The sequence below is a fragment of the Bradyrhizobium sp. genome, assembly GCF_049519115.1.
In the GTDB taxonomy this organism is placed as follows: domain Bacteria; phylum Pseudomonadota; class Alphaproteobacteria; order Rhizobiales; family Xanthobacteraceae; genus Bradyrhizobium.
Genome location: NZ_JBEKRB010000062.1, coordinates 1 through 24,709 on the forward strand (window position 1 = coordinate 1; position 24,709 = coordinate 24,709).

Genomic DNA, 24,709 nt, shown 5'->3' on the forward strand with positions numbered 1-24,709 from the left:
CTGCTGTGGCCGACCCGCGAGGTGACGCGCGCGGTTGCCGCCGTGGCGCAAGGCGACCTGCTGCAAGCCGTGAAGCTGGACGTCGACGGCCGCCCATTGGGCGGCGAATTTCTGCAGTCGGCCACCATCGTCAATACCATGATCAAGCAGCTTTCCGTGTTCACCTCCGAGGTGACGCGTGTGGCGCGCGAAGTCGGCACCGAAGGCAAGCTCGGCGGCCAGGCGCAGGTTCCGGAAGTGACCGGCGTGTGGAAAGACCTGACCGAGAGCGTCAACTCGATGGCCAACAACCTGACCGGCCAGGTCCGCAACATCGCCGAGGTCACGATCGCGGTCGCCAACGGCGACTTGTCAAAGAAAATCACCGTCGACGTGCGCGGCGAAATCCTTCAGCTCAAGGAAGCCATCAATACGATGGTGGACCAGTTGCGTTCATTTGCGTCGGAAGTGACGCGCGTCGCCCGCGAAGTCGGCACCGACGGCAAGCTCGGCGGCCAGGCCATCGTGCCCGGTGTCGCCGGCACCTGGAAAGACCTGACCGACTCCGTCAACGCGATGTGCGGCAACCTGACCGCACAGGTCCGCAATATCGCCAACGTCACCACCGCAGTCGCGCGCGGCGACCTGTCGCGCAAGATCACGGTGGACGTGCGCGGCGAAATTCTGGAGCTGAAAGATACCATCAACACCATGGTAGACCAGCTCAACTCGTTCGCTTCGGAAGTGACGCGCGTGGCGCGTGAAGTCGGCACCGAAGGCAAGCTCGGCGGCCAGGCCCAGGTGCCAGGTGTCGCCGGCACCTGGAAGGACCTCACCGACAACGTCAACTTCATGGCCTCGAACCTGACCGCGCAGGTTCGCAACATCGCCGACGTTGCGACCGCGATCGCCGGTGGCGACTTGTCCAAGAAAATTACAGTGAACGTGTCGGGCGAAATCCTTCAACTGAAGGAAACGCTCAACACCATGGTCGACCAGCTCAACGCGTTCGCCGGCGAAGTGACGCGCGTGGCGCGCGAAGTCGGCACTGAAGGCCGGCTCGGCGGTCAGGCCAACGTGCTCGGCGTCGCCGGCACCTGGAAAGACTTGACCGAAAGCGTCAACTCGATGGCTTCCAACCTGACCGCGCAAGTCCGCAACATCGCGGAAGTGACGACCGCGGTCGCCAACGGCGACCTGTCGAAGAAGATCACGGTGGACGTGCGTGGTGAAATTCTCGAGCTGAAAGACACCATCAACACGATGGTCGACCAGCTCAATGCGTTTGCCGGCGAAGTGACGCGCGTGGCGCGCGAGGTCGGCACCGAAGGTAAGCTCGGCGGTCAGGCGCAGGTGCGCGGCGTCGCCGGCACCTGGAAAGATTTGACCGACAGCGTCAACTCGATGGCGTCCAACCTGACCGGACAGGTGCGTAACATCGCCGAGGTGGCGACCGCCGTGGCGAAGGGCGACCTGTCGAAAAAGATCACGGTGAACGTGTCGGGCGAAATCCTTCAGCTCAAGGAAACGCTCAACACGATGGTGGACCAGCTCAACGCGTTCGCCGGCGAAGTGACGCGCGTGGCGCGCGAGGTCGGCACCGACGGCAAGCTCGGCGGGCAGGCGCAAGTGACTGGCGTCGCCGGCACCTGGAAGGACCTGACCGACAGCGTCAACTCCATGGCGGGCAACCTGACCGCGCAAGTCCGCAACATCGCCGAAGTCGCCACCGCCATCGCCGGCGGTGACCTGTCGCGCAAGATCACGGTGGACGTGCGCGGCGAAATCCTTCAGCTGAAGGAAACGCTCAACACCATGGTTGACCAGCTCAACCGCTTCGCGGGCGAGGTGACGCGCGTGGCGCGCGAGGTCGGCACCGAAGGCCGGCTCGGCGGTCAGGCCAACGTGCCGGGCGTAGCCGGCACCTGGAAGGACCTCACCGACAGCGTCAACTCGATGGCGGGCAACTTGACGGCGCAAGTCCGCAACATTGCCGAAGTGACCACCGCCGTGGCGCGCGGCGACCTGTCGCGCAAGATCACGGTGGACGTGAAAGGCGAAATTCTCGAACTGAAAAACACCATCAACACCATGGTGGACCAGCTCAACGCGTTCGCTTCGGAAGTGACGCGCGTGGCGCGCGAAGTCGGCACTGAAGGCAAGCTCGGCGGCCAGGCCGAAGTGCCCGAAGTGGCCGGCACCTGGAAGGACCTGACCGACAACGTCAACTTCATGGCGTCGAATTTGACGGCGCAGGTCCGCAACATCGCCGAAGTCGCGACCGCGATCGCCGGCGGCGACTTGTCGAAGAAGATTACAGTGGACGTGCGCGGCGAAATTCTGCTGCTCAAGGACACCTTGAACACGATGGTAGAGCAACTTCGCTCCTTCGCCGCCGAGGTGACGCGCGTCGCGCGCGAAGTCGGCACCGAGGGCCGGCTCGGCGGCCAGGCCGTGGTGCCCGGCGTCGGCGGCACCTGGAAGGACCTGACCGATAACGTCAACCTCCTGGCCGCCAACCTCACCACGCAAGTTCGCAACATCGCCGAAGTGACGACCGCCGTGGCCCGCGGCGACCTGTCGCGCAAGATCACGGTGGACGTGAAGGGCGAAATTCTCGAACTGAAAAACACCATCAATACGATGGTGGACCAGCTCAACGCGTTTGCCGGCGAGGTGACGCGCGTCGCGCGCGAAGTCGGCACGGAAGGTAAACTCGGCGGACAGGCGCAGGTGCCGGGCGTGGCCGGTACCTGGAAGGACCTGACCGATACCGTGAACTTCATGGCGGCCAACCTGACCGAACAGGTGCGCGGCATCGTCAAGGTAGTGACCGCGGTCGCCAACGGCGACCTAAAACAGAACCTGACCGTGAAATCGAAGGGCGAGGTCGCAGCGCTCGCCGACACCATCAACAACATGACGGAGACGCTCGCAACCTTCGCCGATCAGGTGACGAGCGTCGCGCGCGAGGTGGGCGTGGAAGGCCGGCTCGGCGGTCAGGCCAACGTGCCGGGTGCTGCTGGCACCTGGAAGGATCTCACCGGCAACGTCAACCTGCTCGCGGCCAACCTGACCTCACAGGTTCGCGCGATCGCCGAAGTGGCGACCGCCGTGACCAAGGGCGACCTGACCCGTTCGATTCAGGTCGACGCCAGAGGCGAAGTTTCGGAGCTGAAAGACAACATCAACACGATGATCACCAACCTCCGGCTCACGACGGACCTCAACACCGAGCAGGACTGGCTGAAGACCAACCTCGCCCGCTTCACCAACATGCTGCAAGGCCAGCGCGACCTTGCTACCGTCGGCCGGCTGCTCCTCCCCGAACTGACGCCATTGGTCAACGCACATCGCGGCGTGATCTATCAGGTTCAGAACGAAGACCGTCCCCAGTTGCGCTTGCTCGCGGCTTACGCCAGCGACGGCGCCAACCCGCATGCTCAGGTGATCCAGGTCGGCGAAGGCCTGATCGGACAATGCGCCATGGATAAGCGGCAACGGCTGGTTTCCGATATTCCGGACGACGCGATCCCGATCAACTCGGCGCTGTTGCGCATGGCCCCGAAGAATCTCGTGGTGCTTCCGGTGCTGTTCGAGAACCAGGTCAAGGCCGTGATCGAGCTTGCCTCGGTTTCGACGTTCACAACGTCGCAGATGGCTTTCCTCGAACAGCTCACGGACTCGATCGGCATCGTGCTGAACAGCATTGAGGCCACGATGCAGACCGAAGGACTGCTGACGCAATCGCAGCAACTCGCCGGCGAATTGCAGACCCAGCAGAAGGAATTGCAGCAGACCAACGAACAGCTGGAGCAAAAGGCTCAGCAGCTTGCCGAGCGCAATGTCGAGGTGGAGCGCAAGAACCAGGAAATCGAGCAGGCCCGGCGTGCGCTGGAGGAAAAGGCCACCGAGCTTTCGCTGACGTCCAAATACAAGTCGGAATTCCTGGCCAACATGTCTCACGAGCTGAGGACGCCGCTCAACAGCATTCTGATTCTGGGCCAGCAGCTGACCGAAAATCCCGACGGCAACCTTACCGTCAAGCAGGTCGAATTTGCCCGCACCATCCACGGTGCCGGCACCGACCTGTTGAACCTGATCAGCGACATTCTCGACCTTTCGAAGATCGAGTCGGGCACGGTCACGGTGGAGGCCGAGGACATCCTCACCACCAACCTGCTGGAAACCGTCGGCCGGCCGTTCCGCCACGAAGCCGAAAACCGCCAACTCACCTTCGATGTCGCGATCGATCCTCACCTCGGACGAAGCATCTATACCGACTCGAAGCGGTTGCAGCAGGTGTTGAAGAACCTGCTTTCCAATGCCTTCAAGTTTACCGCCGAGGGCGGCGTTCGCCTCAGCGTCTCGGCTGCACTTGGCGGCTGGAGCGCCGAACATCCCGTTCTCGATCACTCGCCCGCGGTGGTCGCCTTCGAAGTGTCCGACACCGGTATCGGCATTCCGCAGGACAAGCAGAAGCTGATCTTTGAAGCCTTCCAGCAGGCGGATGCCGGCACCAGCCGAAAATATGGCGGCACGGGCCTTGGCCTTGCGATCAGCCGCGAGCTTGCCAGCCTGCTCGGCGGCGAAATCCATCTGCAGAGCACGCCCGGCAAAGGCAGCGTCTTCACGCTGTATCTGCCGCTGAAATATTCCGGACCGACGATCGCGCCGCGCACCAGCACTCCGTCGCAGCATGGCGCGGCGCCGGCGCTGCCTGCGGTCACGCAGGAACGCGTCACCGAGCAGTTGCCGGACGACCGGCTGAGCCTCGAGCCCGGCGACACCATTCTTTTGATCGTCGAGGACGATCCGCATTATGCGCGGGTACTGGTGGATCTGGCCCGCGACAAAGGCTTCAAGATCCTGGTCGCGGCAAGAGGCGCGGAGGCCCTCGACCTCGCCAAACAATACCAGCCGGCCGCCATCTCGCTCGACGTTTTCCTCCCCGACATGCTCGGCTGGACCGTGTTGAGCCAACTCAAGCACAATCCGCTGACCCGGCACATTCCGGTCCAGATCATCACGCTTGACGAAGACCGCCAGCACGCTTTGGCGCGCGGCGCGTTCTCCTTTGTCAACAAGCCAACGACCACCGAAGGGGTCGCCGCGGCCCTTTCCCAGATCAAGGAATACGCCAAACCCCGCCGCAAGCGTCTCCTGATCGTCGAGGACAATGCGGCGGAGCAGATGAGCATCAAGGAGCTGCTTGGCCATGACGACATCGAGATCGTCACCGCCGACACCGGAGCCGGGGCGCTAACGACGCTCCGGGATCATCCGTGCGACTGCGTGGTCCTCGATCTCAGGCTGCCTGACATGAGCGGCTTTGAGGTTCTGGACTCGATCCGCAAGGACGATTCTCTGCCGGATGTTCCGGTCGTGGTCTTCACCGGCCGCGAGCTATCGGTCGAAGAGGACGCCGAACTCCACACCATGGCCCGCAGCATCGTGGTCAAGGGCGTGGAATCGCCCGAGCGCCTGCTGGACGAGACGTCGCTGTTCCTGCATCGCGTTATCACGGAACTGCCGACCGAGAAGCAACGGATGCTGGAAAAGCTCAACAGTTCCGATGAGGATCTGGTCGGCCGCACCGCGCTGCTGGTCGATGACGACGCCCGCAACATCTTTGCGCTGTCGAGCGTTCTGGAACGGCGCGGCATGAAGGTACTGACCGCGACAACCGGCAGCGAGGCGGTCGCGCTGGTCGGGTCGCATCCGGAAATCGCCGTCGTGTTGATGGACATCATGATGCCGCATATGGACGGTTATCAAACCATTGGAGTCATCAGGACCGACCCGGCGTTCCGCAGGCTTCCGATCATCGCATTGACCGCCAAGGCGATGAAAGGAGACCGGGAGAAATGCCTCGAGGCAGGCGCTTCCGATTATCTCGCCAAGCCGGTCAATACTGAGCAGTTGCTGCTCGCTATCAGAATGTGGCTTCATCGCTGACTGGGCACGAGAGCATGGACCATGAACAGGTAGACATCCTTCTGGTGGACGATCAGCCGGCCAAGCTGCTCGCCTATGAGGTCATTCTCAAGGAGCTTGGCGAAAATCTCGTGGTGGCGACCTCGGGGCGTGAAGCGCTGGAATATCTCCTCAAGAACGAAGTTGCCGTGATTCTGGTAGACGTCTGCATGCCCGAACTCGACGGGTTCGAGCTTGCGGCAATGATCCGCGAGCACCCGCGCTTCCAGAAAACCGCGATGATTTTCATTTCCGCCATTCAGGTTTCCGACATCGACCGTCTCCGCGGCTATGAAATGGGAGCGGTCGACTACGTGCCGGTTCCGGTCGTCCCGGAAGTGCTGCGCGCAAAAATCCGCGTCTTCGTAGATCTGTATCGCAAGACGCGACAGCTCGAGCAATTCAATGCCGAGCTCGAAGACCGGGTTCGCGCGCGGACCAGCGAGCTTGAATATTCCAACGCGCGGCTGCTCGAAAGCGAGCAGCGCCGCAGCCTTGCATTGGCCGCTGGACACATGGGGTCGTGGGATTGGGACTGGGTCAGCGGCGACTGGATGTGGGACGAAGGTCAGTTCCGGATTTTCGGCGTCGATCCGAAAAACTTCACCGTTACCCCGAAAAGTGTCCGCGCCTTGCTGCATCCCGACGATATGGGCGAACTGCGCAAAGCGATGGTCCATTTCGACAAAGGCATCAAATCCTACGAAACCGAATTTCGCATCGTTCGCCCGGACGGCGAAATCCGCTGGCTGTTCGGCACGGCAGCCGCCACCGTCGACAAGACCGGCCGGGTCGTCCGCGTCAGTGGCGTGACCGTCGATATAACCGAACGCAAACGGGCGGAAGAGCGGCAAAATCTGCTCACCCGTGAGGTCGATCACCGCGCCAAGAACGCACTGGCGCTGGCCCAGTCGATCGTCCGGCTCACGCGCGGCGAAAGCGCCAAGTCCTACATGCAGGCGGTCGAAGGCCGCATCGGGGCGCTGGCGCGCGTGCACACCATCCTTTCGCTGTCGAGTTGGCAAGGCGCGGAGATCACCAAGCTCGTCGATGAGGAATTGGCGCCCTATCAGGTCAACGACCAGATTGTATTCAGCGGATCGAATGTTCAGTTGCAGCCTGCGACCGCACAAACCTTGGCGATGGCGCTGCACGAGTTGGTGACGAACTCGGCCAAATACGGCGCTTTGTCCACGCTGACCGGCCGCCTGGCGATCCATTGGAAAGTCGAGGCGGACGTTCTGACCATCCTGTGGGAAGAGCGGGAGGGTCCAACCGTCGTGGAGCCGGTATCGCGCGGCTTCGGGACGCGAAGCGTGATCGCCAGCATCGAATCCCAGCTTGGGGGCCAGGCCGAATTCGACTGGCGTTCGGAAGGTCTGATTTGCCGGCTCTCGGTACCGTTGAAGCCAGCGGCCACGTCGCGGCTAACCGGTTATCGTCAAGCAGCGACCCTGACCAGCAATGAGCGGACTGTCGAAGCCCAGAAGATCGCGAGCCAGTAACTGATCATCCACGGGTGGGTGGCGTGCGGTCGGAAAGCTCCTGGCGCGACGCCCCTTCGACACGCTAGTAAGTCGACATGCTAGTAATTGCTCGCGGGCAATTTATTCGGGATGCCCTCGATCGGGCATTCCTCGGTCCCCGCGGTCGGGCGGGTCATCGCCTCGACCATTTCGCGCGTACCTTCCGGATCGGCGATCCAGTTCTTGTAGAAATCGTAGGGACAGGCCGCGACACCGCGCGAGCTTTCGCCCGAATTGATCATGCCGGTATAGCCGCGATGAACCAGCTTGTAGAGGTGGTTCTGCGACTGGCCGTTGCGGCGCGCGTCGCGGATCAAGCTCTTTGAGAGCTGAGCATACTGGATGCCGTACTCCTCTTCGCCGGTCTCACCCAGAGTGCGGCCGTCAAAGCCGATGATCGCAGAGTGGCCGAAGTAGGAATAGACGCCGTCAAAACCGGCGGCATTGGCGACCGCGACATAAACGTTGTTGGCCCAGGCCATCGCCTTGGAAATGAGGACCTGCTGTTCTTTGGCCGGATACATGTAACCCTGACAGCGCACGATCAACTCGGCACCCTTCATGGCGCAGTCGCGCCAGATTTCGGGGAAGTTGCCGTCGTCGCAAATGATCAGACTGATCTTCATGCCCTTCGGGCCTTCGGAAACATAGGTGCAATTGCCGGGATACCAGCCTTCGATCGGCACCCATGGCATGATCTTGCGGTATTTCTGGACGATCTCGCCCTTGTCGTTCATCAGGATCAAGGTGTTATACGGCGCCTTGTTCGGATGCTGCTCGTGGCGTTCGCCGGTAAGTGAGAACACGCCCCAGACCTTGGCCTTGCGGCAGGCCTCCGCGAAAATTTCAGTCTCGGGACCCGGGATCGCCGAGGCGGTCTCGTACATCTCTTTCGAGTCATACATGATGCCCTGGGTGGAATATTCCGGGAAGATCACCAGGTCCATGCCCGGCAGTCCAACCTTCATGCCCACCAACATCTCGGCGATCTTGCGGGCGTTGTCGAGCACCTCGGCCTTGGTGTGCAGTCGCGGCATCTTGTAGTTGACGACCGCGACGCCGACCGTGTCGTTGCTGCTGGAAATGTCACCGTGAAGCATTGGGACCGCCTTCTGTTTCAGTTTGGGTTCGACGATCACAGGGATCGTGCATCAATGGCTGATCATCCATGGCCGCGCAGTCGGAAAGCTCTTGGCGCCGCTTCTGGTTTTCTTGACAAGCCGCGACGGTTTGGTCGAACAGCAGCCGCAGCCGGCTCCGTGTGAGGCCTTGTACTCGCCAAGCGTCTTGGGTGCGTTCGCGCTGCGCTCGTTGGTGGCGTGCGCCTTCCGCCGTTCCGCCGGCATGCAAAAGAAATTCGGCGCCCTTAAGATCGCGCGTGGCGAGGCGCTTTCGCATTTCGGACAATCTTGCGGTTCGTCGCATTCGGCCATCGGCCGCATGTCCGTGAACGGACCGCAATCGTTGCAGACATAATCATAAACCGGCATTTCACTTCCCTGCGTCAAAAAATCCCGAAACCCGCGGCGGATGCGGGGCGGCCTACCCCAGAAGACCGTCCCGCATCCTTCGCAGGGAGACCTACGTTCGGAGCATAATCTTGCCGGAAAGCCGGCTTCCACTTTTCCCGATCATGCTCATTTGTCCTGCGAGAGCGGCATCTGAATGTCGCCCTTGATGTGTTTGATCGGGCCGGCCGACGACGGCATGATATCGAAATCGAAGATTTCGGTCGGCAACCAGAGCGTGGCGCAGGCGTTGGGCACGTCCACCACGCCTGAGATATGGCCCTGGCACGGCGCCGTGCCGAGGATCGAATAGGCCTGCGCGCCGGAATAGCCAAACTTCTTCAGATATTCGATCGCGTTCAGACAGGCCTGACGATAAGCGATATGCACGTCGAGGTAATGCTGCTTACCCTGCTCGTCGACCGAAATGCCTTCGAAGATCAGATAGTCTTTGTAGTTCGGCGTGATCGGCGAGGGCTTGAACACCGGATTCTTGATGCCGTATTTGGCGACGCCGTCCTTGATGATATCGACCTTCAGGTGCAGCCAGCCGGCCATTTCGATCGCGCCGCAGAATGTGATCTCGCCGTCGCCCTGGCTGAAGTGCAGGTCGCCCATCGAAAGCCCGCCGCCCGGCACATAGACCGGGAAGTAGATTTTCGAGCCGCGCGACAGATCCTTGATGTCGCAGTTGCCGCCATGCTCGCGCGGCGGGACCGTGCGGGCGCCTTCGGCACCGACCTTGGCTTTGGCGTCGCCCTTGGCCTGGCCGGCATGGGCCGTCGCCGCGAACGGCGGGTTGGCCAGACCCGGCACCCGGGTCGGATTGGTTGCGATCAGCGCGGTCTCGCGCTCGTTCCATTTTGCCAGCAGCTTCGGATCGGGCAGACAGCCGATCAGGCCGGGATGGATGAGGCCGGCAAAATTCACGCCGGGAATGTGGCGCGAGGAAGTGTAGAGGCCCTTGATGTCCCAGATCGACTTCTGCGCCAGCGGGAAGTGATCGGTGAGGAATCCGCCGCCATTCTTCTTGGAGAAGAAGCCGTTAAAGCCCCAGAGGCTTTCCTTCAGCGGACCGACGTCAAGCAGGTCGACTACCAGGAGGTCGCCGGGCTCCGCACCTTTGACGCCGATCGGACCGGAGAGGAAGTGCACGATCGACAAATCGATGTCGCGGACGTCATCGGCCGAATCGTTGTTCTTGATGAAGCCGCCGGTCCAATCATAGGTCTCGATTATGAAATCGTCGCCCGGATTGACCCATGCCACGATCGGAATATCCGGATGCCAGCGATTGTGGATCTTGTCGTTTTCATAAGCCGATTTGGAAAGATCGACCTTGATCAGTGTCTCTGGCATTTCAACGCTCCCCTGTTTTTACAAGCTATGTACAAATCAAACCGATAGATATTTGGAGATCTGCGCCGCATCGATGCCGTCGCGCGAATCGTCGTGAACGATCTCGCCGTTTTCGATGACGAGCACACGATCCGCCACGTCGAGCGCGAAGCTCAGGACCTGCTCCGAGACCACGATCGAAAGGCCGCGCTCGTCGCGGATCCGCTTCAAGGTCCGCGCCATGTCCTTGATGATCGACGGCTGGATGCCTTCAGTGGGTTCATCCAGCAACAGCACTTTCGGTTTGGTAGCGAGCGCGCGTGCGATCGCCAATTGCTGCTGCTGACCGCCGGACAGATTGCCGCCGCGACGGCCCTTCATTTCCAGCAACACGGGAAACAATTCGTAGATGCTGCCGGGCACCTCCGTCTCGCCCGAGACAACGAGGCCGGTTTCGATGTTTTCCTTGACAGTCATGGTGGAAAAGATCATGCGGCCCTGGGGAACATAGGCCAGGCCCTTGGCCACGCGATCGTAACTCGGCAAATTGCCGAGCTCAGTTCCGTCCATGGTCACCGAGCCGCTTTTGGTCGGCACGATCCCCATCAGCGACTTCATCAGCGTGGTCTTGCCCATGCCGTTACGGCCCATGATCGCGACGATCTCACTCGGTGCGACGGACACGTTGAGGCCGTGCAGCACTTCGCTCTGGCCGTAGGCGACGTGAAGGTTCGAAATTGCCAGCATCACAAAGCTCCTTGCCTCGCCTTAACTCGCCCGCCCATCTCGGCACTCAGTGTCCAAGATAGACTTCAATGACTTTGGGATCGTTCTGGACGTGGTCCATCGAGCCTTCCGACAGGACCTGGCCCTGATGGAGAACAGTGACCTTGTGCGCGATGTCCTCGACGAATTTCATGTCGTGTTCGATCACCAGAACCGAGCGATCCTTGATGATGCGGTTAAGCAGTTCGGCGGTCTTGGCCCGCTCGCTCACACTCATGCCCGCGACCGGTTCGTCGAGCATCAGCAACTCGGGGTCCTGGATCAGCAACATGCCGATCTCCAGCCATTGCTTCTGGCCGTGGCTGAGCAGTTCGGCTTTCACGTTCAGCCGGTCGTTGAGGAAGATCATTTCGGATACTTCATGAACGCGGTCGCGCACCACGGCATCGCGAGTGAAGGTCAGTGCCCCGAACACCGTGCGGCCGCGCGGAAACGAGATTTCCAGGTTCTCGAACACCGTCAGGTCGTCATAAATCGATGGGGTCTGGAATTTGCGGCCGACGCCCGCCTTCACGATCTCGTTTTCCCTCAGTTTCGTAAGTTCCTTGCCACGAAACTGGATCGAACCCGATGTCGCTTTGGTCTTGCCGCAGATCAGGTCGAGCACCGTGGTCTTGCCGGCCCCGTTGGGGCCGATGATGACGCGGATTTCGTTCTCCTCGACATAGAAGGAAAGGTCGTTTACGGCCTTGAACCCGTCGAAAGAAACCGTGAGCGCCTCGACCGCGAGCAGAAACTCCTTGGGCTGGTGACCTATCAACATGATCTACCTCCTCACTCCGCCGGTGCGCCGTCGGCAACCGAAGAGTCGGTCCAGCCGTTGCCGGGTTTCAATTTGCCTGATGAGAGCATGCGATCGATGCGTGGCTGCACGTAATCGCCCCAGATACCGGCGAGCCCGTTCGGGAACGCGAGCACAACCGCGATGAACAAGCCGCCGAGACCGAACAGCCACAATTCAGGAAAGGATTCCGACAGGCTGGTCTTGGCGAAATTCACCAGCAACGTGCCGTATATCGCACCCAGGATCGAGAGCCGGCCGCCAACCGCGGTATAGATCACCATTTCGATCGACGGCACGATGCCGACAAAGGACGGCGACATAAACCCCACATTGAGTGCGAACATCGCGCCACCGATGGCAGCGAAGACGGCGGCGACGCAGAAGGCGAAGATCTTGAAGTTGGCGACGCTATAGCCGGAGAACCGGACGCGATCTTCCTTGTCGCGCATCGCGACCAGGATTCGCCCAAGTTTCGAGTGCCGAATGAACTGGGCGATGAAGATACAAACGAACAGGCAGCCCACCTCGAAGAAGTAGAGAACGACCTTGGCGTGGTCGGGCCGGATATCCCATCCGTGCAGGGTGCGTAGATCGGTCATGCCGTTGATGCCGCCGGTGTAGCCCTGCTGCCCGACGATCAGGATCGTCAGGATGGCGGCGACAGCCTGGGTGATGATGGCAAAATAGGTACCGCCGACCCGGCGTTTGAACATCGCCGCGCCAATGATCAGGGCGAAAATGCCAGGCACCAGAATGACGGCGGCGATGGTCAAAGTGAGACTATGGAAAGGCTGCCAGAACAACGGCAGTGAGGTGATCTGATTCCAGTCCATGAAATCGGGAATACCGGGTGTCGACTGGATCTTGGTGTTTTCGACGCTCGATGCTTCGAGCTTGAGAAACATCGCCATGCAATAGCCGCCGAGGCCGAAGAACACCCCCTGCCCGAGGCTCAGGATGCCGCCATAGCCCCAGCAAATCACCAGGCCCAGCGCCACGAAGGCGTAAGTGAGATATTTCGCGACCAGATTGAGCCTGAAGACATCGAGACAAAGCGGCAGGACCACCACCAGGAATACGGCGAGCACCAGAATTCCGATGAGTTCCGATCGATTGAAGTAGCGATTGTCGGTCATGGCTCCAGCCTTTTTGTTATTTGCGAACCTTGAGGGCGAACAGACCCTGCGGGCGCAGCATCAGGATTCCGACAACGGCAAGAAGCGTCAGGACTTTTGCCATCGACCCGGACATGAAGAATTCGAGGGTCGATTGCGTTTGTGAGATGCTGAACGCTGAGGCGATGGTACCGAGCAGGCTCGCGGCCCCGCCGAATACGACAACCAGGAATGTATCGACGATATAAAGCTGGCCGGAGGTCGGGCCGGTGGAGCCGATCATGGTGAAAGCGCTTCCGGCAACCCCGGCGATGCCACAGCCAAGCCCGAAGGTATAGCGATCGACCTTCTCGGTGTTGATGCCGACCGCGCCGGCCATAATGCGGTTTTGCACCACGGCGCGGACCTGACGCCCCCAGCGCGACAAGTACATGACGTAGGCGACCGCGATCGTAATCAGGACGGTAAGGCACATCACGAAGATGCCGTTGATCGGCACCTCAATGCTGTCGGTAACCTGCAGCGAACCGAGCATCCATTGCGGCAGCTCGACGCCGACTTCTCGCGCACCGAAAACCGAGCGATAGGCCTGCTGCAGGATAAGACTCAATCCCCATGTGGCGAGCAGTGTATCCAACGGACGCTTGTAGAGATGGCGGATCAGCACCCATTCCACCAGCATGCCGAGCGCTCCGGAGGCGATGAAGGCCAGTATCATCGCGAGGAAGAAATAGCCGGCGAACAGGCTCGGAAGGTGCGACTGAAAGAAGTTTGAGGTCATCCAGGTGACGTAGGCACCGAGGATCATGAACTCGCCATGCGCCATGTTGATGACGCCCATCTGGCCGAAGATAATCGCAAGACCGAGTGCCATCAGCACGTAGACCGAAAACAGGATCAGGCCCGCGAAGCCCTGCATGACGAAGATCGAGCCTAAATCACCAATCGAATAATCGCCGAACATCAATCCTGTCCTATGTCGCCGGAGGTTATGAACCCACGAACAGGGTTCGCGAGGAAGCGCTTGTCCAGGGAGGGCGTGGACCGGATGGTCCACGCCGTAAGGATTTGAGGTGGGAGCGATCGCGTCAGGAAACGCCGCTGCCCACCGACGACCCTTACTGATAGCCCTTGGGGAACGGATCCGGCTCGACGAGATCGGCGGTCTCATAGATCAGTTCGAACTGGCCATCGAGCTTGGCGCGGCCGACGCGCGTCTTCGACCACAAATGATGGTTTTCGTGGATGCGGACGTAGCCTTCCGGCGCACCCTTGAATTCCACGCCGGGCGAAGCGGCGGCAATCTTGTCGACGTCGAAGCTGCCGGCCTTTTCCACCGTTAACTTCCACAGCCACGGGCCCAGATAGGCAGCCTGGGTGACGTCACCGATCACGGTCTTCTCGCCCCACATCTTCTTGAACGCGGGAACGAAGGCCTTGTTGTTCGGATTATCGAGCGACTGGAAGTACTTCATGCAGGCATAGGCGCCCGCGATGTTTTCACCGCCGATACCGTCGATTTCGTCTTCGGTCACCGAGATCGTGAGCAGCGCCTGCTTCGACAGGTCGATGCCGGCCGCCTTGAGCTGCTTGTAGAACGCGACGTTCGAACCGCCGACGACGTCGGTGAAGATCACGTCGGGCTTGGTCAGTTTGATCTTGTTGATGACCGAATTGAACTGGGTGTTGCCGAGCGGATAATATTCCTCGCCGACCACCTTGCCCTTGAGCACGTTCTCAACGTGCTTGCGGGCGATCTTGTTCGAGGTACGCGGCCAGATGTAATCCGAACCGACAAAGAAGAACGACTTCGCGCCCTTCTCCTTGGCGATCCAGTTCAGGCCGGCCAAGATCTGCTGGGTGGCTTCCTGGCCGGTGTAGATGACGTTCTTGGATTGCTCGAGGCCTTCGTAGAAGGTCGGATAATAGAGCATGCCGTTATATTGTTCGACGACCGGCAGCACCGCCTTGCGCGAAGCCGAGGTCCAGCAGCCCATGATCGCGGCAACCTTGTCGTTGACGAGAAGCTTCTTGGCCTTCTCGGCGAAGGTCGGCCAGTCGCTGGCGCCGTCTTCCTGAATGAACTTGATCTTGCGCCCGAGCACACCGCCCATGGCATTGATCTGCTCGATGGCAAGCTTTTCTGCCTCGATCGATCCGGTTTCCGAAATCGCCATTGTGCCGGTGGCGGAATGAAGAATACCGACCGTCACTTCGGTATCGGTGACCGCGAGCCCCGTGGTGTTGACCGCGGAAGTGGCAGGCGTATCGGCCCATGAGGACCGCGGAAGCAGGGAAATGGCAGGAAGTGCAGCGATTCCCGCGAGCAGCTTGCGCCGAAGCGGCGACTTCAGGCCCCTTTTGATTTCGTCTGACATGACTACCCCATTGGTTTTCGAGGACGTGGTCTTGATCAGGCGAGGATTGCTTAAATTGTGCACTGCACAGATACGCAAGATCGCGTATATTGCACCGCAAAATAACGACGTAGGTTTTGGCACTGGAGTTGCAGTCCAAATTGCGGAAGACCGCTTAGAAACCGGGAGTGCAGAGTGGCAGGGCGGCAGCGGATCGACCGCGTCAGACGCCAGTATAATCAATGGGTTGCAAACCAGACGCTGGAGGATTACGCGCTTCGCTTCACCGCCAAGAGCGCCCGGCGCTGGTCCGCGGCCCGCGTGGCCAATACCGCGCTTGGGGCCATTTCCTTCCTGGCCCTGGAAGCGATCGGCGGCACGATCACGCTCAATTACGGCGTCACCAATGCCGCCGCCGCCATTCTCGTCGTCAGCGTCATTATTTTCTGTTGCGGCCTGCCTATTGCCTATCATGCCGCGAAATGCGGCATCGACATCGATCTCCTGACCCGCGGCGCCGGCTTCGGCTATATCGGTTCGACGATCACCTCGCTGATCTACGCGTCCTTCACTTTCATCTTCTTTGCCATCGAAGCCGTCATTCTCGCCAGCGCGCTTGAGATGTGTCTCGGAATTCCGCGACCGGTCGGATATCTGATCAGCGCCGTCGTCATCATCCCGCTGGTGATCTACGGCATCACGCTGATCAGCCGTTTCCAGCTCTGGACGCAGCCGCTTTGGATCGTTTTACATGTCCTTCCCTTCGCGGCGATCGCTTATGCGAACCCACATTCCTTTGCGGAGTGGACTAAATTCGCCGGCGAACACGGTAACCCTTCCGGCCATCTCGATCTTCTCTTGTTCGGCACGGCGGCCTCCGTGGTTTTCTCGCTGGTGGCGCAGATCGGCGAGCAGGTCGACTTTCTGCGGTTCCTGCCGCGCGACCGGCGTACTTCGAGGAAGGCGTGGTGGATTGCGTTGCTCAGCGCCGGCCCCGGCTGGATCATTCTTGGTGCGTTGAAGCTTCTGGCGGGATCTTTCCTGGCTTTCTTCGCGCTCAATCATGGTGTCAGCGAAGAGCACGCTGCCGAACCCGCCTACATGTATCTTCAGGCGTTTCGCTATGTCCTGTCGGAGCCTGGTCTGGCATTAGCCCTGACCGGCTCCTTCGTGATCCTCTCGCAGGTCAAGATCAACGTCACCAACGCCTATGCCGGCTCGATCGCGTGGTCGAATTTCTTTTCGCGATTGACCCATAGCCATCCGGGCCGCGTGGTCTGGCTGGTGTTCAATGTGCTGGTCGCGCTGCTCTTGATGGAAATCGGCGTCTACAAGGCGCTGGAACAGACGCTCGCGCTTTATTCGAATGTCGCTATCGCCTGGGTTGGCGCGCTGGTCGCCGATCTCGTCATCAACAAGCCGCTTGGCCTGCGCCCGCAGCACATGGAATTCAAGCGCGCGCATCTTTACGACGTGAATCCCGTCGGCGTCGGCGCCATGACCATCGCCACCGTCGTTTCCATCAGCGCTTTCTATGGCCTGTTCGGACCGACCGCAAAGGCGCTATCGCCTTTCGTTGCACTGCTCGTCGCGCTCGTCGTTGCACCGGTGATCGCGTTTGCGACGGGAGGAAAGTATTACATCGCGCGCAAGCCGAAGCGAAGCTGGCAGAACGTCGAAGCGATCCAGTGCTGCATTTGCGAACATACCTTCGAACCGGAGGATATGGCGTCCTGCCCGGCTTATGCCGGGCCGATATGCTCACTGTGCTGCTCGCTTGACGCGCGCTGCCACGACCTCTGCAAGCCGCATGCGCGCATTCAGGCACAGGTATCAGAAACGCTCGGCAAATTGCTGCCGCAGCCGATCTACGCGCGGATCAACTCCCAGCTTGGCCATTATCTCGGCGTCTTTGCGGTCTCCGCGGGCCTCGTCGCGCTGACGCTCGGCCTGATTTACCTTCAGACGTCAACCACCATTGATGTCGATCACGTCCTGCTGTCGGAGGTACTCTGGAAGGTCTTCTTCGCGCTCACGATCATCATCGGCGTTGTCGCCTGGTTGTTCGTACTGGCGCAGCAGAGCCGGCGCGCCGCGGAAGAGGAAACCCGGCGGCAAACCACGCTGCTGATTCAGGAAATCGACGCCCACAAACGTACCGACGCCGAATTGCAGCGCGCCAAGGAAGTCGCAGAGTCCGCGAACCTCGCAAAGAGCCGTTACGTCGTCGGCCTCAGCCACGAATTGCGCTCGCCGCTGAACGCGATTTCCGGCTACGCGCAGCTCCTGGAGCAGGACGCAAGTCTCAGCACCAAGCCACGCGATCAGGTGCGCGTGGTGCGTCGTAGCGCCGACCATTTATCGGGGTTGATCGACGGTATCCTCGATATCTCGAAGATCGAGGCCGGACGGCTGTATCTGTCGCGCGACGAAGTCCGTATCGGCGAATTTCTCGATCAGCTCGTCGGCATGTTCCGCCTTCAGGCTGCCGCCAAGGGGATCGACTTCGTTTTCCGCCGCGCGCCGACCTTACCTTCTGTGGTTTATGCCGACGAAAAGCGGCTGCGCCAGATTTTGATCAACCTGCTCTCCAACGCGATCAAGTTTACCCAGTCCGGCAGCGTACAGCTGGTCGTGCATTATCGCAGCCCCGTCGCCGAATTCGAGGTAACCGATACCGGTCCCGGCATTCAATCGAGCGACCTCGAACGTATCTTTGCTCCGTTCGAACGCGGCGCGCTCGGCGTCTCGCAACCCCAGACCGGAACTGGACTGGGGTTGACCATCAGCCGGCTGCTCGCTGGAGTGATGGGCGGCGATATTCAGGTGGCCAGCACGGTCGGCGGCGGCAGCACGTTCCGCGTCAAGTTGCTGTTGTCGGAAGTGGCCAATCCGAAACAGATCGCTCCCGTCGACGCAATACCGTCCGGCTATCACGGGGCGCGCAAGACCATCCTGATCACCGACGACGATCCGATCCAGCGCGATCTGTTGCGCGAGGTGCTGACGCCGCTCGGCTTTATCCTGCTCGCCGCACCCGATGGCCCGGGTTGTCTCGCGCTTGCCCAGCACTGCCGTCCGGATCTGTTCTTGCTGGATATTTCGATGGCCGGCATGGACGGTTGGACGGTTGCGGAAACGCTTCGCGCAGACGGCCACCACCAGGCTCGTATCCTGATGGTGTCGGCCAGCGCCCTGGAAGCGCACGGCGCGCCGCTCGCCCAGCCCTTTCACGACGGCTATCTGATGAAGCCGATCGATATTCCGCGCCTGCTCGAATTGATCCGCCAGCTCCTGAAGATCGAGTGGCAGTATGACGATGAGCAGGTGACGGTTGCGAAGTGGCAGCCAGGTCACGGCTTGCAGCCACCGGCAAACCATGTCGAAGAACTCATCAGTTTGGGCCAGCTTGGCTATATCCGCGCGATCCAGGTCAAGCTCGATGAGATCGGGACCGATTATCCAGAGCACCGGGATTTCGTGTCGGAAATGCGGTCTCTCGTCGATCGCTTCGATCTGGACCGGTACATGGCGACCCTGAAGGGGCTGCAGAGCCATGATCGCTGAATCCAAGAAACGCGACATTGCGTTGGTCGTCGATGATTCTCCGGAAACGTTGCGTCTTCTGACGGACGCGCTCGACGGCGCCGGAATGACGGTCATGGTGGCGATGGACGGCGCCGCTGCGTTGCGCATCGTCGAACAGATCACGCCCGACATCGTTTTACTCGACGCCATGATGCCCGGCATGGATGGCTTTGAAACCTGCCGGCGGCTGAAACGCGACGCGGGGTTGAGCAACGTGCCGGTGATCTTCATGACGGGATTGGCCGAGACCGAGCACATCGTCGGCGGACTGGAGGCCGGCGGCGTCGACTATGTCACCAAGCCGATCGTGATCGAGGAAATGCTGGCGCGCATTCGCGTGCATCTCGCCAATGCCCGGATGACGCAGAGCGCGCGCGCCGCCCTTGACGTGTCGGGCCGGTATCTGCTCGCCGTCAACGGGCAGGGCAAAATCGTATGGGCCACGCCACAGGCGCAAAAGATGCTGTCGGAAAATCTCGTATCCAGCGCCGGCGAAGAGTTCGCACTTCCGGAGCCTATGCTGCAATGGATCGCGCAGATGCAGAAGGGAAGGCCCAAGCCGAAATCCCAAACCGCGTCTTTTCCGGAAAATGAACAGCTTCAGCTGCAATACATGGGAAAGCTTGGGCCCAACGAATTCCTGCTGCGTCTGGCCAAGGATTCGAGCGCCGACACGCCTGCGGAGTTCTCAAGCGAACTCGGGCTGACCACGCGCGAAGGCGAGGTCTTGTCCTGGCTGAGCAAAGGCAAGACCAATCGCGATATCGCGCAAATCCTGGGGCTCAGCCCCCGGACCGTGGACAAGCACCTCGAGCAGATCTACGCTAAGCTCGGCGTCGAGAACCGTACGGCGGCAGCCGCCATCGCAACCAGCACCGGGCGCCGAAACACCTAACCGCCCCACTCCCCCTCGCCACCATTGCAAGGACTGGCGCAAAGCTGCCCGCCATGTTAGCGGCTGGCGCCAGTGCGAGCGGGGAAAACCATGTTTGAAGCGGTGATCTGGGATTTTGGCGGCGTCTTGACGTCCTCGCCCTTTGAGGCGTTCGCCCGTTTCGAGGCCGAGCGCGGCCTGCCTGCCGACATCATCCGCCGCACCAACACGGCCAATCATCTGGAGAACGCCTGGGCGAAATTCGAACGGGCCGAGGTGGATATCGAAACATTCGACAAACTATTCGCGGCGGAATCGCGGGTCTTGCGCCGAGGTCCGCGGGGCGGGATGTATTGCCGCTACTGGCCGGCGACCTCCGCCCCGAAATGGTCGAAGCGCTCCGTCGGATCAAGTCCAAATTCAAGACCGGTTGCATCACCAACAACCTTCCAGCCAATGCGATCGGCAGCGCCGGCGGGCGCACGCTCTACATCGCCGTGGTGATGCACTGTTGGACCACATCATCGAATCGGCGAAGATCGGACTGAAAAAGCCCGATCCGCAGATCTATCGGATGATGGCCGATGTACTCGCGGTCGATCCCAGGCGCTGCATCTATCTCGACGATCTCGGCATCAACCTGAAGCCGGCACGCGAGATGGGCATGACCACGATCAAGGTGCGCGACGCCCGGCAAAGCTCTTAACGAGCTTGAGGCCGCAACCGGCCTGCCGCTTCGATGAGACGCTGACGGCGCGCTTTAGGCGTCGATCGCGTCCTTGATCTTGATCCGCGTCAACGGCAGATCGCGCAGCCGTTTTCCGGCAGCGTTCGCAACCGCATTGGCGACCGATGCCGCCGCCGGCCCCTGCCCGGTTTCACCGCTGCCCAGGAACGGCTGGCCCGGACGATTGATGATGTGGACATCGACCTTTTCAGGAATTCCGTCGAAACGCAGGATCGGATAGGTCTGCCAGTCGATGCTCGTGATCCTGGTGTCGTCGAAGGTGACGGCTTCATAGAGCGTCCAGCTCATCGACTGGAGGATGGCGCCCTCGACCTGGTTGATGATCCCATCGGGGTTGACGACCTGCCCACTGTCGACGGCAGCCACCGCACGCACCAGACGCGGACGCCCGGTCTCCCGGTCGATTTCCACCTCGCTGGCGATGGCGCAGTAGGCCGCGAGGTTTTTGTATCGCGCAAAAGCGAAACCATAGCCGCGGTCCTGCGGCGCCTTCTGTTCCTTCTGCCAGCCAAACTCCTTGGCGGCTTTCTCGACGACATCGCGCGCGCGTGGATCGTCAAGATGCTTCAGGCGGAATTCGACCGGATCGGCGCCAGCCAATTCGGCGAGTTCGGTCATGAAGCTCTCGATCGAAAATACGTTGTGGTAGGCGCCAAGCGCCCGCATCGCCGAGATTCTGACCGGCATTGACGGGATGAAGTGATGCACCACATGCGCATTGGGGAATTTGTAGATCGGAATCGCGTTACGGTCGCCGCCGCCTTCCGGCAATGGCAGCGGCTTCGGCTCCGGTATGGCAAGCGGATTGGCCATGTGTTGGGCCGCCAGCAGGCAGCCGCCACCGCCCGGCCGCATCGAATGCGTGTTGCTCCAGACTTCAAAATTCCATGACGCGATCGCACCGCTGTCGTCGAGCGATGCCTTCAGTTTGGTGACCATCGCCGGACCATAGGGCTCCCAGCCGTGTTCCTGTTCGCGCATCCATTGCACGCGTACGGGAGTTCCGGGCAGTTCGCGCGCGATCAAAGCGGCGTCGGCGGCCGCGTCGTCGGCGCCGTTATGGCCGTAGCAGCCGGAGCCTTCGACGTGAATCAAACGAACTTTCGCCGGCGGCACGCGCAGCATTTCGGCGACGCCCTGGCGGTCGGGGTAAACACCTTGCGTGTGCGTCCAGACCGTCATGACGTCGTTGTTGAGCTGCGCCACCGCGCAGGACGGGCCGATCGAGCCATGCGATTGGTAAGGTCTGGTGTAGGTGGCTTCGAGAGTTCTTTGGCCTGAGACTGCGGGATCGCTGACTTCGAAGATCACCGAGTCCTTCGATGGCAATCCGGTGATGACGCTTGGCAGGTCATTCTGGTTCGGCAGGGCCGGCTTTTCGTTCCATTTTGCGACGGCCGAAAGCGCCCGCATCGCCTTGATGGCCTGAAATTCCTTTTTTGCGATGACAGCCAGAAAATTGCCGTTGCGAACAACCTTGACGACACCCGGAAGCTTTTCGACCGACGACGTATCGCATTCGCTCAACTGGGCGCCATAGCTCGGCGGACGGACGAGACGTGCATGCACCATGCCCGGCAATCGCATGTCCTGGACGTAAGCCGCACCGCCGGTGACCTTGGCCGGAATATCGACACGCGGCACCGGTTGTCCCATCACCTTGTAGGTCGCGGGATCTTTCAAGTTAGATTTAACCTCGGCCTGCACGTGCAGCATGTCCCCCGCGACCAGATCGCCGTAACCAAGGCGTTGGCCATTCGGTGCGACCACCGAACCGTTTTCGGTACGAAGATTTTCCGCCGGCAGATCGAGCCGTCGCGCGGCCTCGGCGATCAGAAGCGCGCGGACCTGTGCAGCCGCATGCAGGATCGCCGTGCCGCTATCCTGCATCGAGTGGCTGCCGGCCGTGTAGCCTTCATTGGCAGTGCGGCCGGTATCGGCGGTCACGACCTTGATGGCCTCGAAGGGAACATCGAGTTCTTCCGCAGCAATTTGCTGAAACGCAGTCTTGAAACCCTGGCCGAGTTCGGCCTTGCCGGTGAAAGCCGTGATGCCGTCCGCGTCGATACGAATCCATGCATCGAGGTAAGGAGAGGTCGCAAGGCTGCCGGGTGGCTTTGGAGCGCCCGCGGCGGCATGCTCCTGCGCAAAAGCGTCCGACAGCGAGAAGCTGACGACCAGGGCCCCCCCACCGGCCAGAACCTGACGACGATCGAGATATACGGGACCGTTCATTGCGCGCTCCCCTGGCCACTTGTCGTCAATTCAGCGGTATCCATCAGATGCGCGGCGCGATGCACGGCGCGAAGAACGCGCATGTGGGTCCCACAACGGCAAAGATTGGTTTGCAGCTCGTTGCGGATCTGCGCATCGGTCGGCTTTGGATTTCGTTGCAGCAGCGCTTGCGCGCGCATCATCATTCCGGCGATGCAGTAGCCGCATTGCGCGGCCTGCTCTTCAATGAAGGCGCGCTGAATCGGCGCGGGCTTCTCCACCGTGCCCAACCCTTCCAGGGTCGTCACTTCCTTATCCTTCAGCAGAAGCAGCGGCGTGACGCAGGACAACACAGCTTTGCCGTCGACGATCACCGTGCAGGCGCCGCACTGGCCGAGACCGCAGCCGAATTTGGCGGCATTGAGCTTGAGCTCGTCGCGCAGTACATAAAGCAGCGGCGTATCGGGATCGGCATCGATCTCGTGATCGTGACCGTTGACCTTCAATGTTGTCATGGTTTTTCTCGCTGCATGGAACCGCCGGCAATATTTTCAGGCCCCGGCGAAGTCTGGAGAGATACGGTTTCGCTATGCCTTGCATCCCGGATGATCTGTTCGACGCCGCTCCAGGCTGGCTGCGCGCTGAAGCGGCCGCGGAGATAATTCAGCAATGCCGCAATCTGATCGTCCGTCATGCTATCGGCAAAACCCGGCATGATGGGGCTGCGTTCCCCGCCTACGGGACGAATGCCGGATAGAATGACGTTGGCTGCGTTACGCGGATCCGGCGCGCTGAGCGCTGTGCTGAGGCGAAGGTTGATTCCGCTGTAGGGCAACGGCCGGTCGGAGTCATGGCAGGTTGCGCAGGCGGCCTGATAGACCAGCGCAGCGGGATTATCAGCTGTGGCAGGCTGAGCGGAGGCAGGCTGAGCTTGCGGCGATTTGATGTCCGCACGCGTGGCCTTGGCTCGATCGAGGTGGTCCTGCGTCGGAGGCCCGAACACGCTTCCCATATAAAGAGCGATCGCGCGGACGTCGTTTTCCGGCACCGATGCAAGGTTGGCAGCCACTTCCGCCATCGGCCCGCGCGCGACGCCGTGATCGGGATCCCAGCCCTGACGCAGATAATGAAACAGCGCGTCGGTAGTCCAGGGCAGTGGCGAGCGCGATTGCGCATTAATGGCGTAAGCGTGCCAGTTGTCGACGTCACCACCGGAAAATGACGCACTCGCCTTCTCCGCGCCGAGCGCGTTGCGAGGGGTATGGCACGCGCCACAATGGGCCAAACCGTCGACGAGATAAGCGCCTCTGTTCCACTCCGCACTTTGCGTACTGTCGGCCTTGTAGGTCCCGCCTTTCAGGAAAAGCAGCTTCCAGCCGGCAACGGCGAAACGCTGATTGAACGGAAATGCGAGATCGTTGGCGCGAGTGGCGGCGCGAACGGCGGGCCGGGTCATCAGGAACGCATAAAGCGCGCGGTCGTCCTCGTCGTTGACGTTGGTGAAATGGTCGTAGGGAAAGGTCGGATAGAGATGCTGTCCGGTACGGTCGACGCCTGCGCGCATGGCGCGGCGGAAAGCGGCTTCCGACCAGCGGCCGATACCGGTTTGCGGGTCGGGCGTGATATTCGACGAATAGATCGTGCCGAACGGCGTCGGCACCGGCAGGCCGCCGGCAAAGGTCTTGCCACCCTTTACCGTATGGCAATCGCTGCAATTGCCGATGGCCGCTAGATCACGGCCGCGTTTGACAAGCGCCGGTTCGAAGGATTGCGGCGCGGGAGGGTCGATTCCCTCGATCGCCGGCCGCCAGACCACCGCAAAGACGGCGATCGCCCCACCCATCAGCGCCGCTAAGGCTGCGCCCGCGATGATTCCCGACTTTGACATGCGTCCCAAGCTCTTATTGCTTTGGGAC

The 24,709-nt window shown here is 60.8% G+C and carries 15 protein-coding genes and 1 pseudogene; 5 read left to right on the forward strand and 11 right to left on the reverse strand.

The annotated features are described in order from the left end of the window. Nucleotides 1-5,937: HAMP domain-containing protein (locus tag ABSE61_RS30730; RefSeq protein WP_423874931.1), on the forward strand; the 5,937-nt coding region annotated here is incomplete at its 5' end. A 14-nt stretch (nt 5,938-5,951) separates the two neighbouring features. Next, nucleotides 5,952-7,460, forward strand: coding sequence for a sensor histidine kinase (locus ABSE61_RS30735; protein WP_423874932.1), 1,509 nt, complete (start codon nt 5,952-5,954; stop codon nt 7,458-7,460). Between the two features lie 80 nt (nt 7,461-7,540). Here the strand turns inward: ABSE61_RS30735 and ABSE61_RS30740 are convergent, their stop codons facing one another. The 8 genes from ABSE61_RS30740 to urtA all read right to left on the reverse strand — a co-directional run bounded on the left by ABSE61_RS30740 (nt 7,541) and on the right by urtA (nt 15,390). After that, on the reverse strand, nt 7,541-8,581 hold the full coding sequence (locus ABSE61_RS30740) for an aliphatic amidase (RefSeq protein ID WP_423874933.1): 1,041 nt from the start codon (nt 8,579-8,581) through the stop codon (nt 7,541-7,543). Between the two features lie 51 nt (nt 8,582-8,632). Continuing rightward, entirely contained in the window at nt 8,633-8,971 is a 339-nt protein-coding gene (locus tag ABSE61_RS30745) for an FmdB family zinc ribbon protein (RefSeq protein WP_423874934.1), read from the reverse strand. 147 nt (nt 8,972-9,118) lie between these two features. Next, a complete protein-coding gene (gene fmdA, locus ABSE61_RS30750) occupies nt 9,119-10,348 on the reverse strand; it encodes a formamidase (protein WP_423874935.1) in 1,230 nt (409 codons plus the stop codon). 36 nt (nt 10,349-10,384) lie between these two features. Beyond that, nucleotides 10,385-11,074 (reverse strand): urea ABC transporter ATP-binding subunit UrtE, encoded by a 690-nt coding sequence (gene urtE / locus ABSE61_RS30755; protein ID WP_423874936.1) that lies wholly within the window; start codon nt 11,072-11,074, stop codon nt 10,385-10,387. A gap of 46 nt (nt 11,075-11,120) precedes the next feature. Beyond that, nucleotides 11,121-11,876, reverse strand: a complete 756-nt coding sequence (gene urtD, locus ABSE61_RS30760; RefSeq protein ID WP_423874937.1) for an urea ABC transporter ATP-binding protein UrtD — start codon at nt 11,874-11,876, stop codon at nt 11,121-11,123. 11 nt (nt 11,877-11,887) lie between these two features. Continuing rightward, a complete protein-coding gene (gene urtC, locus ABSE61_RS30765; RefSeq protein ID WP_423874938.1) occupies nt 11,888-13,033 on the reverse strand; it encodes an urea ABC transporter permease subunit UrtC in 1,146 nt (381 codons plus the stop codon). A 16-nt stretch (nt 13,034-13,049) separates the two neighbouring features. Further along, nucleotides 13,050-13,976: an urea ABC transporter permease subunit UrtB gene (gene urtB, locus ABSE61_RS30770; RefSeq protein WP_423874939.1), complete on the reverse strand. Its 927-nt coding sequence runs from the start codon at nt 13,974-13,976 to the stop codon at nt 13,050-13,052. Between the two features lie 154 nt (nt 13,977-14,130). After that, nucleotides 14,131-15,390 (reverse strand): urea ABC transporter substrate-binding protein, encoded by a 1,260-nt coding sequence (gene urtA, locus ABSE61_RS30775; protein WP_423874940.1) that lies wholly within the window; start codon nt 15,388-15,390, stop codon nt 14,131-14,133. A 174-nt stretch (nt 15,391-15,564) separates the two neighbouring features. Between urtA and ABSE61_RS30780 the strand changes: the two genes are divergently transcribed. From ABSE61_RS30780 to ABSE61_RS30790, 3 genes and pseudogenes are all read left to right on the forward strand, one after another. Beyond that, nucleotides 15,565-18,936: a hybrid sensor histidine kinase/response regulator gene (locus tag ABSE61_RS30780; RefSeq protein WP_423874941.1), complete on the forward strand. Its 3,372-nt coding sequence runs from the start codon at nt 15,565-15,567 to the stop codon at nt 18,934-18,936. Next, nucleotides 18,926-19,852, forward strand: coding sequence for a response regulator (locus ABSE61_RS30785; RefSeq protein WP_423874942.1), 927 nt, complete (start codon nt 18,926-18,928; stop codon nt 19,850-19,852). The genes ABSE61_RS30780 and ABSE61_RS30785 overlap by 11 nt, the downstream gene beginning before the upstream one ends. 90 nt (nt 19,853-19,942) lie before the next feature. After that, a pseudogene (locus tag ABSE61_RS30790) lies at nt 19,943-20,574 on the forward strand (HAD-IA family hydrolase). Nucleotides 20,575-20,591: 17 nt separating this feature from the next. Here the strand turns inward: ABSE61_RS30790 and ABSE61_RS30795 are convergent. From ABSE61_RS30795 to ABSE61_RS30805, 3 genes are read right to left on the reverse strand one after another with little or no spacing between them, the layout of a single operon-like run. Then, a complete protein-coding gene (locus ABSE61_RS30795; RefSeq protein ID WP_423874943.1) occupies nt 20,592-22,814 on the reverse strand; it encodes a xanthine dehydrogenase family protein molybdopterin-binding subunit in 2,223 nt (740 codons plus the stop codon). Next, a complete protein-coding gene (locus ABSE61_RS30800; RefSeq protein ID WP_423874944.1) occupies nt 22,811-23,308 on the reverse strand; it encodes a (2Fe-2S)-binding protein in 498 nt (165 codons plus the stop codon). The genes ABSE61_RS30795 and ABSE61_RS30800 overlap by 4 nt, the downstream gene beginning before the upstream one ends. Then, on the reverse strand, nt 23,305-24,681 hold the full coding sequence (locus tag ABSE61_RS30805) for a c-type cytochrome (protein WP_423874945.1): 1,377 nt from the start codon (nt 24,679-24,681) through the stop codon (nt 23,305-23,307). Before ABSE61_RS30805 ends, ABSE61_RS30800 begins: the two co-directional genes overlap by 4 nt. Nucleotides 24,682-24,709: the final 28 nt, after the last annotated feature.